Source organism: Bacillus sp. B19-2 (genome assembly GCF_022832475.1).
GTDB lineage: Bacteria > Bacillota > Bacilli > Bacillales > Bacillaceae > Bacillus > Bacillus paralicheniformis.
Genome location: NZ_JALHKQ010000001.1, coordinates 462,861 through 475,530 on the forward strand (window position 1 = coordinate 462,861; position 12,670 = coordinate 475,530).

The following is a 12,670-nucleotide window of genomic DNA, read 5'->3' on the forward strand; positions in this document are numbered from 1 at the left end:
GTAATCTCACAGCCTGTTCCCATAAAATGATTAGTAAGCGATTTCATTACAAAATGAAAAGAGGGATTCGTATGGGGTATCAGGCGAGTGATTCACGCTATGAAAATATGAAATATAACCGCTGCGGACATTCAGGATTAAAACTGCCTGCTCTGTCTTTAGGGCTTTGGCACAATTTCGGAGAAGCAAATTCGTTTCAAAATGCCAAAGCGCTGTTAAGAAAAGCATTTGATCTGGGAATCACCCACTTTGACTTGGCGAATAATTACGGTCCGCCCCCCGGTTCTGCCGAAGAAACATTCGGAAAAGCGCTGAAAACCGATTTTGCCGGCTACCGCGATGAAATGGTCATCAGCACGAAAGCCGGCTATACGATGTGGCCCGGGCCATACGGCGATTGGGGGTCAAAAAAGTACCTCGTCGCAAGCCTTGATCAAAGTTTAAAACGAATAGGTATTGATTATGTCGATATATTTTATTCACACCGCCCTGACCCTCATACACCGCTGGAAGAGACGATGGGAGCGCTCGCCCACATCGTCAGGCAAGGAAAAGCTTTATATGTCGGTTTGTCGAACTACAGCGCTGAACAGACCGAAAAGGCGGCCGATATTTTGCAAGAATACGGGGTTCCGCTCCTCATCCATCAGCCCAAATATTCAATGTTCCACAGAGAACCGGAAAATGGCCTGCTGCAAGTGCTGCAGAAAAAAGGAGCCGGGGCGATCGCGTTTACACCACTTGCCCAAGGGCTTTTATCAACGAAATATTTAACTGGGATTCCCGCCGGGTCAAGAGCCGCTGATATGAACAGTCCGTTTTTGCAGGCCGAGGGCATCACAGAAGACGCGCTCGGCAAAGTCCGCAAGCTGAATCAAATGGCGGCCGAACGCGGACAATCCCTGCCGCAAATGGCAATCGCCTGGCTTTTAAAAGATCCGCGCGTCACTTCAGTGCTGATCGGAGCAAGCAAAACCGAACAGATCGAAGAAAATGCCGCTGCTTTTAAGTCCGCTCGATTCTCAGCTGAAGAGCTCGACACAATTGATAAAATTCTTTCATAAAAAGGAGTGGTCGTGATGACAATCAGCATCTATCTGGCCGGCGATTCGACCGTACAGCATTATAAGGCGGATTCGCCTCAGGGAGGCTGGGGCGAATTTCTCCAGTCTTATGTATCCGGAAATGTACAGGTGATCAACCGGGCCATCGGGGGCCGGAGTTCAAAAACGTTCGTTGAAGAAGGAAGACTTGCATCGATTTTGGATGTGATCAAACAGAATGATTGGCTGTTCGTTCAGATGGGACACAATGACGCGTCAAAAGACAAACCAGAACGCTATACAGAACCGTATACGACGTATAAACAATACTTGAAAATGTACGTCAACGGCGCGCGTCAAAAAGGAGCCACACCGCTTCTCATCACGCCTGTCGCAAGGCTCCATTACAAGGACGGCGTTTTTTTGAACGACTTCCCGGACTACTGCATCGCGATGAAGCAGGTGGCAAGTGAAGAAAATGTCCGCTTGATCGATTTAATGGACAAAAGTCTTCAGCATTTTGCGGAAAAAGGATACAGCGAGGTATTTAAATATTTTATGATCTCGGAAAATGTCAACGACTACACACATTTTACGAAAAAAGGGGCCCGGGAAATGGCGAAACTTGTCTCTATCGGCATTCGAGAGCACGGGCTGCCGTTTGTCAAAGAGACGGTATGAAGATGAACGGCAAACTGTACCACGGCGCTTGTTATTATCCCGAATTGTGGGACGAGGATGTGCTGGATAAAGATATCAGGATGATGAAGCGAGCCGGGATCAATGTCGTCAGAATCGGAGAGTTTGCCTGGTCAAGGATGGAGCCGGAAGAAGGAAGGATCGATATCGGATTTTTTGCCGGTGTCATCCAAAAGCTCCACGACAACAAAATTGAAACGGTCATGTGCACACCGACTGCGACGCCGCCGATTTGGCTAACCCACGGGCATCCGGAAAGAATGCATGTGAATGAAAAAGGGGAGACGATGGGACACGGTTCGAGGCAGCATGCCTGTACAAACCATCCGTATTTCAGAGAGCGGGCCCGCCTGATCATCAAACATATCGCCAAAGAGCTCGGACAACTGCCGGGATTGGTCGGATGGCAGCTTGACAATGAATTCAAATGCCATGTCGCAGAATGCATGTGTGAAACGTGCAACACATTATGGCACAAATGGCTGGAAGACCGCTATCAGACGATTGACCGTCTGAATGAGGCTTGGGGTACGGGCGTATGGAGCGAAACGTATCAGCGCTTCGAGCAAGTTCCGCAGCCCGGACCGACCCCGTTTTTGCACAATTCTTCTTTAAGGACGATGTATCAGCTGTTTTCGATGGACAAGATTTCTGAATTTGCGCGTGAGCAGGCTGAGGTGATCAGAGCATACTCCAACGCCCCGATCACCCATAACAGCAGCGTCATGTTCGGCGTTGATCATGAAGATCTTTTCAAAAGCCTTGATTTTGCCTCGTTTGATACGTACGCCAGTCAGGAAAACAGTGCCGCCTTTTTGTTTAATTGTGATTTATGGAGAAACATTAAAAAAGGACGGCCGTTTTGGATAATGGAGACGAGCCCTTCCTACAGCGCTTCGCTTGAAAGCTATGCGGTACCTCATCAAAACGGCTATTTGAAAGCTGAAGCGGTCTCTTCTTATGCTCTTGGCGGAGCCGCGTTCTGCTATTGGCTGTGGCGCCAGCAGAGAGCCGGGTCCGAACAGCCGCACGGATCGGTGCTCAGCGCATGGGGGGAGCCTGATGTGGGATATGATAATGTGCTCGAAGTCGAGCGGGCGAGACGGGAGATTGAGGACATCATGCTGGCTACGGCTCCTTTGCAGGCTGAAACAGCCGTCGTCTATTCGGACCGTGCAAAGGTGTTTTTGAAAACGGAGCCACATCGGGGTCTTCACTACAGAACACTGATCACCGAGTTTTATGACCGATTGTTAAAGATGGGCATTCACAGAGATGTCATTCTTGAAGGGAGCCCGCTTGACGGCTATAAACTGCTGTTTACGCCGTTTATTCACTATCTTCCGCCTGTGTTTATCAAAAAAGCCGAAACGTTTGCACAAAGCGGCGGTATTTGGATTGCGGGTCCGCTGACGGGCGGAAGAACAGAGCACCATACGATTCACACTGATTGCGGATTAGGTGAATTGGAAAAATGTTCCGGTGTCGAAACGCTTTATACATTTCCGATGGATGAGCGGAACTCGAGCGGAACGGCGTTTGGCGTAAAGGCGCCGCTGAGCTTGTGGAGCGCTGTTTTTGAAGCCGGCGGCACCGAGGCTGTCGGGATAATTGAAAAAGGCCCGGCGTCAGGCAAAGCGTTCATCACAGAACATAAATGCGGAAAAGGAAAAATCGTCATGCTCGGGTCGATGCCGGCAGGCGAAGCAGGGGACATCATGATGAAAAAGCTGATCAGCCATTATGCAAAAGAAGCGGGCGTTACACAGAAAACCGAGGCCACTCCCGGAACAGTCGTCGCGCCCCGGAAAGGAGCAGACGGTCTCGTTTGGGTCGCGATCAATATGGACGGCAAAGGAGGCGCAGTGACACTTGACGGAAACGGAACCGATTTATTGTCCGACAGGCCCGTATCCGGACGCGTGACACTCGGCCCGCACGAATACCGCGTGATTTTGTTTTCAGAGAATAAATGAATCGCCGCAGGCGCTTGCCCGCGGCTTTTTTGTTTCGTTTTACAAACCAAGAGCAGGCATCTTTCTATCATAAGCAAAAAAGGAATATTGACGGTCAAAAGGCTAAACAGGAAAATGTTCACTGACCAATCAGTTGAACTGAAAGGAAGGAGGAACGCTTGTGAAAGCACAGGCTGAACTAAAATGGCTGAATAGGGCGCCTGCCGCGTTCGGCGGGGTGACTTGGGGTGTGCCTTGGGCAAAAGGAGTGCTGCAAAAAGGAGAGACGGTCGCCATTGCTGCGAAAAACGCCCCGTGTTTGCAAACATGGCCGCTCGCATATTGGCCTGACGGCTCGCTTAAATGGACGGGTCATGCCGCAGTATTCCCTAAAGAAAGCGACAGCCAATTTACATTGAAAAAAGGAGAGCCCGGCGTCCCCAAAACCGTCATGAATGTCAGTGAGCAGAAAGATGAAATCACGGTGAATACGGGCGCGATCGTCTGCAGGCTTGGGAAATCGGGGCCGGCAATCATCCGTTCGATTTCCATTTCCGGGGAAATGATGGCGAAAGAAGGACGGCTCATCGCCTTAAAAGAAAAAAGAAGCGGCTCAGATTTACAATGCATGTATCATATTGAACGGTTTGAGAGCATGATCAAACGTACGGCAATCGAACAAAACGGTCCGGTTAAGACAGTCGTCAAGATTGAAGGCGTTCACCGCGGCGGAGGTATCGATGTTTGGCTCCCTTTTACCGTCAGGCTGTCTTTCTATGCCGGTGTTCCGTCCATCCGGATCGTGCACACGCTTTTCATCGACTGTGAAGCAGAAACGGAATGGATCAAAGGACTCGGTTTCGAAATGAGCTCGGTTTTGAGCGGAGCGCCAAGGAACAGGCATATTCGCTATGCGGCTGATGGAGGGATTTACGGAGAGGCTTCTCAGCTGCTTGTGACGAGAAGATTTAATGAAACAAACGGGCTCTATGAACAACAGATTGCAGGACAGCCTGTACCGGAAGAGTCGGAAGTTGTGCGCGATGCGGAGAGAAACGCCGTCTGGAACGATTTCAAGCTCATCCAGGATTCCCCGCATCACTGGCGCTTAAAAAAGCGAACCGGTAAAGGCTGCGCCTGGGTGGACGCGATTCATGGGGGAAGAGCGAAAGGGCTGATGTATGCAGGCGGGGAAAACGGCGGCATCGCGCTCGGACTCAGGAACTTCTTTGAAAAATATCCGTCATCGCTTGAAGCGAAAGGTCTTGCCGGCGGCGAAACGAAATTGGCGGTATGGTTCTGGCCTCCTGAAGCTGAAGCGATGGACTTCCGCCATTATTCAAAAGACACTCATGTTGAAAGCGCATATGAAGGGTTTGCCGAAATGAGATCAACGGCCGTCGGCATTGCCAATACGAGCGAAGTCAGCCTCGCCTGTTTTGCAAATCCGCCGAGCGATGAAGAGCTGAACAGAGCGGCGGACGAATGGCAAAATCCCCCGCTGCTTATTTGTGAGCCTGACTATTATTATTACACCCGCGCGCTGGGCGTTTGGAGCCTGAAAGATAAACGGCGCCCGCTCTCGGCTGCGCTTGAAGATCAGCTTGACGAGGCTCTCAAGTTTTACATGAATGAAGTCGATCAGCGGAGCTGGTACGGCTATTGGCATTACGGTGATGTGATGCATACGTACGATGCCGTCCGGCATGTATGGCGGTACGACCTTGGCGGCTATGCATGGCAAAATACGGAACTCGTACCGAACCTCTGGCTTTGGCAGTCTTTTTTCAGATCCGGGAGGGAAGACGTCTTCAGAATGGCGGAAGCGATGACCCGTCACACTAGCGAAGTCGACTGCTACCATTTCGGGGAGTATAAAGGCCTCGGTTCAAGGCACAATGTCCTCCATTGGGGCTGCGGGTGCAAGGAAGCGAGAATCAGCATGGCCGGCCTTCATAAGCCCTATTACTTTTTGACGGCGGACGAGAGAACGGGAGACGTGTTATCTGAAGTGAAAGATGCCGATCGAGCGCTTGAGACGCTTGATCCGATGAGAGCCTATTATCCGGAAAAAGAGTTCCCCGCCCACGCGAGAGTAGGACCCGACTGGGCGGCGTTCTGTTCCAACTGGCTGACGGAATGGGAGCGGACCGGCGATGAAGCGTATCTTGATAAAATCAAACGGGGGATCAGCCGGCTTAAAGCGCTGCCGCTTCGTCTGTTGTCCGGACCGACTTTCGGATATGATCCTGAAGCTTCAGATCTGCTTCATATGGGAGACGGGAATCATGGCGGCTATCATATGGTCATCGCCTTCGGCGCCCCGCAAACATGGATGGAGCTTGCAGAACTGCTTGAGGATGTCGAATGGAAAGAGATGCTGGGGGAATTCGGCGAATTTTATTTGCTGACTGATGAAGAAAAGCGCAAAAGGAGCGGCGGGAAGCTTCACGATGATTTATTTCACTGGCCGATGTTCTCCGCTGCCATGGCAGCTTATGCTGCCCGGCTCCGCCAAGACCGGAAGCTTGCCGAAAAAGCATGGCGCCTGTTGCTCGATGAAAAGCAAAGCCATACACCGCTGCCGATCACTCCAAAACAAATCCATGCCTGGAAAACGATCACTGAAATTCCCTGGGTCACCACAAACTGCGTCTCACAATGGTGCCTCAACACAATAGCCGTGCTGGAGCTGCTTAAAGATATGCCGCCTGATCAGGACATGCAAGAAAAGATCATTCAGGCAATGAAAGAACATCCTGCTCGCGTGTGAAGGCAAAAAATGAAGGTTGCCGGAAAAATGTAAGCGCTTTAAATTTGAGTGGAACAATTGAGACGATCAAAAGGGGGAATTGTACAATGGCAAGACTGAAGCTGAAGGGAAACAAATGGCTCGCTGCACCCGCTGTTTTTTTGCTCTTGATGGGGTGCAGCGCAAATGAGACGGCCAATCAAGACGGGAAAGGAAAAGAGAAAGATGCCATTCATATTATGGCTCCGCTCCTGTCGCCGGAAAGTCCGGGAGAAAACAGCCCGTCTTTAAAAGCGCTCGAAGCATACACGAAAAAACAAATCAAAGTGACATGGGTTCCGAACTCTTCCTATAATGATAAATTCAACATCGTCATGGCCTCGGGAGATTTGCCGCAAGCCATCGTCGTCACGGACAAGTCGCCGGGATTTATCAAGTCTGTCAAATCAGGTGCGTTTTGGGAGCTTTCACCTTATTTAAAAGACTACCCGAACCTCGGAAAAGCCGATAAAAAAGTGATGAAAAACAGTTCCATCAACGGCGAGATTTACGGCATTTACAGGGCGAGGGACCTGATTCGCGCTTCGATCATCATCAGAACGGACTGGCTCGAAAATGTCGGTCTGGAGATGCCGAAAACAATCGACGAATTTTACGATGTGCTGAAAGCGTTTAAAGAAAAAGACCCCGACGGAAACGGGAAAGATGATACGTACGGCATGGTGGTGCCGAAATGGATGGGGCTTGGCAACGGCAGCCCATGGGACATTATGCAGACATGGTTCGGCGCACCAAACCGCTACGGAATAGACGAAAAAGGGGAACTCATTCCGGACTTCACGACAGAAGAGTATATGGAAGCGTTGCGGTTTTTCAAAAAGCTGTATGATGAGGGGCTGATCAATAAAGACTTCGCCGTCATGGATTCAGCGAAGTGGAACGATCCAATCGTCAAAGGAAAAGCGGGTGTGATCGTCGATACCGGTTCGCGGGCCTCGCAAATTCAAAGCGCAATGGAAGAAGCAGATCCCGCTAACAAGGATGTGATCGACGTCACCGGAACGGTCAAAGGCCCGAAAGGAACGTATACATTCCCGACATCGGGATACGCCGGAATGATTGCCATTCCGAAAGCGAGCGTCAAAACGGAAAAAGAATTAAAAGAAGTGCTCGGCTTCCTGGACAAAATGAACGATGAAGAGGCACAAATTATTGCCAACAACGGTATAAAAGGGCGCAACTATAAGCTTGAAAACGGAACGTACACGTCCCTTGAAAAAAACAATAAAAAACTGCTTTATGAGCATGAAGGTCTTGCGCAGTTCAGCATGGGCATTCCCGAACAAAGATACCATGTGGAAAAACAAGAATCAAAGCTTTTCAAACACCGTGAACAGATTCTCAAAGAAGGGGAAAAAATCGCCGTATTCAATCCGGCTGAATCGCTCGTTTCAGATGTATACACCCAAAAAGGGGCACAGCTTGACAACATCATTCTCGATGCCAAAACGCAGTTTATCATCGGCGACATCGATGAAAAAGGCTTTCAAGATGCCGTTCAGCTTTGGTATAAAAGCGGCGGTGAAGATTTGATGAAAGAACTGAACAAGCGCTACAAGGAGACGAAATAGCTCAGGTCTTCAACTGGCATACGAAAGGGGGGATGCGGCACGTGGAAATCACCGCTAAAACAGGGAAAACCGCTGTTAAGACAGAAAAGAAACCGACTGGGCTGCAAGCCGTAAAACGGGATAAATGGCTTTATCTTCTGCTTGTTCCCGGTGTTTTATATTTTCTCATCTTTAAATATTGGCCGATGTGGGGCGTGTTAATTGCTTTCAAAGATTATTCGCCTTATCTCGGATTTTGGCAGAGCGAATGGGTCGGGTTCGAGTATTTTAAAGATTTCTTTATGAACCCTGACTTCTTCCGCCTGCTCCGCAACACGCTCATGCTGGCCGCTCTCGATTTGATTTTTGCATTTCCGGCTCCGCTGATTGTCGCACTCATGCTGAATGAACTGCGGCACGCCATCTATAAACGGTGCATTCAGACGTTTATATATGTTCCGCATTTCGTCTCATGGACGATCGTCGTCAGCATGACGTTTGTCTTTTTTACAGTTGATACGGGCGTGATGAATAAAATGCTGCAAAGCATAACGGGCCAAGAGGTTGCATTTCTCTCGGATCCCGAATGGTTCAGGCCGATGATTGTGCTGCAAAGCATATGGAAGGAGACGGGCTGGGGAACGATTCTGTTTCTGGCGGCGCTCGCTTCGGTTGACCAGGAGCAGTATGAAGCGGCAGTGATGGACGGGGCAGGCAGATTAAGGAGAATGTGGCACATTACCCTTCCGGCCATCAGAAGCACGATCGTCGTGCTTCTCATCTTAAGAATCGGCAGTTTTTTAAGCATCGGCTTTGAACAGATTTTTTTAATGACCAACTCCTTAAACCGGAGCGTGGCTGAAATTTTTGACACGTATGTCTATGTTGTGGGAATTACGCAAGGCGCATACAGCTACAGTACGGCAGTCGGGCTTTTCAAATCGGTTGTCGGAATCATTCTGATATTCGGCGCCAATTACATCGCGAAAAAGTTTGACCAGGACGGTCTGTTTTAATGAATGGAGGTGAAAGGGATGTCCGGTGCGGAAACGATCCATAACACAAAAGCGGGTCGGGTATTTGATTGGTTTAATATGATCTTTCTCGGCTGCTGCGGGCTGATAACCGTCTTGCCTTTTCTGTACATTATCGCGGGGTCTTTTGCCACGGAGGCCGAGCTGGCGGAAAAGAGCTTCTTTATCTTTCCTGAGACGTTCTCGCTTGACGCGTACCGCTATGTTTTTTCAACGCCGACATTTATCAGGAGCATGGGGGTGTCTGTGTTCATTACGGTTGTGGGAACGATCGTCCAGCTCTTTTTTACATTTACGATGGCCTATCCCCTTGCAAAACGGCACATTAAGGGAAGAAACCTGCTTTTAAATCTCGTTATTTTTGCAATGCTTTTCAGCGGAGGAATGATTCCGACGTATATTGTCGTCAAATCACTGGGACTGCTCGATTCGTACTGGGCGTTGATATTGCCGATGGCGATTAATCCGTTCAATCTGATTATTATTAAGAACTTTTTTCAGCAGCTTCCGAAAGAGCTTGAGGAGTCGGCAAAGATTGACGGCTGTTCAGAAATCGGCGTGTTCTTAAGGATCGCGCTGCCGCTGTCAAAGCCGATTATTGCAACTTTTGCGCTGTTTTATGCGGTCGGGATTTGGAACGACTTTTTCCATGCTTTGCTGTACATCAATGACAGCGCGAAATGGCCGCTGCAAATGGTGCTGCGCCAAGTGACGATTCTTTCGGATCTGACGGGGACGACGAATGATATGATGGAAACGGTGCCGCCTGAACAATCGATTAAACTGGCCGTCATCGTCATTGCGACACTTCCGATTTTAGCCGTGTACCCGTTTTTGCAGAAGCATTTTGCCAAAGGCATTCTGATCGGGTCTGTGAAGGGATAAAAAAACCGCCGGGCACTTGAGCCGGCGGCTTACGGCTCAGGCAGCTGAGCCGTTTTTATTTCTTTTTTTCATCCAAAAATAAACCGGGAGACCGACGAGGCCGATCAAAATCGACCACAGGCAGCTGTAAAAGTCAGTGATAAGCGTGCTGACGAGAACAAACAATGACCCGAGAATAGCCGCAACAGGCAGGTAAGGGTAGAGCGGCACGCTGTAAGATCTCCCTTGGCCACTCTCCCGTCTCCGCAAAATAAACACCGCGAAAAACGCCATGACATAGAAGATGTAAATCATAAAAATCGAAACCTCTGACAGCTTTTCCGGATTGCTGATGATCATTAAGATGACAGCGAACATCATCTGGACGATGACCGCAATCCAAGGCGTATGGAATGCCGGATGAACATGCGAGATCCAGCGGGAGAACGGAAGCTGTTTTTTCTCAGCCATCGCAAAGATCACGCGCGGAAAAGACAGAACTTTTCCGTTTAAGCAGCCGAAGATGCTGACGATAATTCCGATGGAGATCAGTTTGCCGCCGATCGGCCCGAACAGCATTGTCGCGGCTGTGCTTGTCGCATTTTCGCCGAGCTTGACAATCTGATCGGCAGGAAGAATGTGAAGCAGCGCCAAGTTAATGAACAGGTAGCAGGCTGTGACAATCAGGATCCCGCCTGTCATCGCTTTCGGGAGCACTTTTTCCGGATTCTTCATTTCTCCCCCGAGTGCCGCAAGAAGGATCCAGCCGTCATACGCGAAGAGTGTCGCCAATACCGCCGCTCCGAAGTTTTTGCTGGCGATGCTCTCCGTGACTGTACTGAAAATATATTCATCGCCCTGCCATAGACCGAACACAATGATACATACAATGGGAATCAGCTTTCCGATCGTTGTGACCGTCTGTACCGCTCCGCCGTATTTTGTTCCGACGATGTTGACGATGCATAAAAAGGCGACGGTGATAATGCCGATGAGTGCAGTCCATGATTTATCCCAGGAAAACAAGTTGGCCACTAGCGAGCCGAAATATAATCCGAGTGCACCGATGATGGCCGGTCCGTAGATGATAATCTGCACCCAGCCGCATAAGAACCCCCAGAACTCGCCGTAAATTTCTTCAAGATATGTGTAAAGCCCGCCTGTTTTCGGAATTTGAGCGCCCAGTTCGGCGATTGTCAGCCCGCCTGCTAGCGTCAAGATTCCGCCAAGGAGCCAGGCGAAAAGAGCAATTTGTGCGTTTCCGGAATAGGAAAGCACGCTGCCGGGCTTCATAAACACGCCGGAACCGATGATCGTTCCAATCACAAGAGATAGCGCAAATAACAAGCCTATCTCTTTTTTTAGTCCGTTTGCTTCTGCATTCATTGCGATGCCTCCCATTGATGTAATCTCTTTTATAGAAAACTATTTTTATATTGTAATACCTTTTTTAAAAAAGAAAAATTAAATAAATTTTCAGATTTTCGTATTTCTTGTTTATGTTAAACATTTTAAGGTCGTAAAACCCGAAGGGGGCGAAAATAACCGAACTTTAATAAGTGATTTTGGGTTTATTGTTAGTTTTTTGAGGGATCGGCAGGAAGGAAGGTCCTGTAAGGCGGTTTGGTTGACTTTTCAAATCAAATCGCCTATTTTTGAGAAAGAAGAAATCTCGAATTCGAGATATTTAATGAGGAGATGAAAGAATGAACGTAAATGGCATCCACCACGTATCCGCTTTAACGGCAAACGCCCAACATAATCTGGATTTCTATGTCAAAGGGCTTGGCATGAAACTGATAAAAAAATCGGTCAATCAGGATGAGCCGACGATGTACCATTTGTTTTACGGTGATGAAGTTGCGTCTCCGGGTTCAGATTTGACCTTTTTCGAAATTCCGATGCTTGCCAGGAGGCGGGAAGGGACGAACTGCATTTCGGCCGTATCACTTCGGGTTCCCGGCGAACAAGCACTCGAATTTTGGAAGAAGCGGCTTTATGAGCTCGGCGCAGAGACTTACGGCATCGAGACGCGTGCGGGGCGGAGAGTTCTCCGCTTTTTAGACCATGAAGGACAGAACATGATGCTTGTGGCTGATGAAAAAGGAAAAGATCATGGAGTGCCTGTGAAAAACGGCGTCATTCCTGAGGATGTCGCGATCAGGGGGCTCGGTCCGGTCGAACTGACTGTCAAGGACGCCGGTCCGACGGCTGCGGTGCTGACCGATATTCTCGGCTTTCATAAAATCGGTGAGGAACAGGCTGATGAAACCGGCTGTACGCTTCACATTTTTGAATCGGGTGAAGGAGGAGCAGGCGCGGAGGTGCATGTGAAAGAGTCAGATGACGGCAGGAGAGAGCGTCCCGGGAGAGGAAGCGTCCATCATGTCGCATTCCGCGTCAAAGATGAAGAAGAACTTAAACAGTGGCATGAGAAAATCAGCGAGAACGGCTTTACGAATTCGGGGATTGTGGAACGCTATTATTTTAAGGCGCTGTATTTCAGAGAACCGAACGGCATACTTTTTGAGCTGTCGACTGACGGGCCGGGCTTTGCCGTTGATGAATCGATCGATGAGCTCGGCCGGAGCCTTGCGCTTCCGCCGTATTTGGAACATCGGCGGAAAGAGATTGAAGCGCGGCTGAAACCGATTCAATAGAAAACGAGGTCCCGAAAAGGACCTCGTTTTTTTATATAAAAGGCATCCGGCGC

The 12,670-nt window shown here is 49.3% G+C and carries 9 protein-coding genes; 8 read left to right on the forward strand and 1 reads right to left on the reverse strand.

The window, feature by feature from the left end; all coding sequences use genetic code 11:
• The first annotated feature begins 71 nt into the window (after positions 1–71).
• The 7 genes from mgrA (at position 72) to MST20_RS02485 (ending at position 9,978) form a co-directional block, all read left to right on the forward strand.
• A complete protein-coding gene (gene mgrA, locus MST20_RS02455) occupies positions 72–1,064 on the forward strand; it encodes an L-glyceraldehyde 3-phosphate reductase (protein WP_243939882.1) in 993 nt (330 codons plus the stop codon).
• Positions 1,065–1,079: 15 nt separating this feature from the next.
• On the forward strand, positions 1,080–1,724 hold the full coding sequence (locus tag MST20_RS02460) for a rhamnogalacturonan acetylesterase (RefSeq protein WP_243939884.1): 645 nt from the start codon (positions 1,080–1,082) through the stop codon (positions 1,722–1,724).
• Positions 1,721–3,718 (forward strand): beta-galactosidase, encoded by a 1,998-nt coding sequence (locus MST20_RS02465; RefSeq protein ID WP_243939886.1) that lies wholly within the window; start codon positions 1,721–1,723, stop codon positions 3,716–3,718. Before MST20_RS02460 ends, MST20_RS02465 begins: the two co-directional genes overlap by 4 nt.
• Before the next feature lie 160 nt (positions 3,719–3,878).
• A complete protein-coding gene (locus MST20_RS02470; protein WP_243939888.1) occupies positions 3,879–6,470 on the forward strand; it encodes an exo-rhamnogalacturonan lyase family protein in 2,592 nt (863 codons plus the stop codon).
• An 86-nt stretch (positions 6,471–6,556) separates the two neighbouring features.
• Positions 6,557–8,080 carry an extracellular solute-binding protein gene (locus MST20_RS02475; RefSeq protein WP_481747880.1) on the forward strand — a complete coding sequence of 508 codons (1,524 nt, stop codon included), beginning with the start codon at positions 6,557–6,559 and terminating at the stop codon, positions 8,078–8,080.
• 41 nt (positions 8,081–8,121) lie between these two features.
• Positions 8,122–9,075, forward strand: a complete 954-nt coding sequence (locus MST20_RS02480) for an ABC transporter permease (RefSeq protein ID WP_243939890.1) — start codon at positions 8,122–8,124, stop codon at positions 9,073–9,075.
• 18 nt (positions 9,076–9,093) lie between these two features.
• The gene (locus MST20_RS02485) at positions 9,094–9,978 is read left to right on the forward strand and encodes a carbohydrate ABC transporter permease (protein WP_145645405.1); all 885 of its coding nucleotides are present in this window, start codon (positions 9,094–9,096) and stop codon (positions 9,976–9,978) included.
• 36 nt (positions 9,979–10,014) lie between these two features.
• Here MST20_RS02485 and MST20_RS02490 read toward each other — a convergent pair whose 3' ends face one another.
• Positions 10,015–11,343 carry an APC family permease gene (locus MST20_RS02490; protein ID WP_243939892.1) on the reverse strand — a complete coding sequence of 443 codons (1,329 nt, stop codon included), beginning with the start codon at positions 11,341–11,343 and terminating at the stop codon, positions 10,015–10,017.
• A gap of 320 nt (positions 11,344–11,663) precedes the next feature.
• Between MST20_RS02490 and MST20_RS02495 the strand changes: the two genes are divergently transcribed.
• A complete protein-coding gene (locus MST20_RS02495) occupies positions 11,664–12,617 on the forward strand; it encodes a ring-cleaving dioxygenase (RefSeq protein WP_243939894.1) in 954 nt (317 codons plus the stop codon).
• Positions 12,618–12,670: the final 53 nt, after the last annotated feature.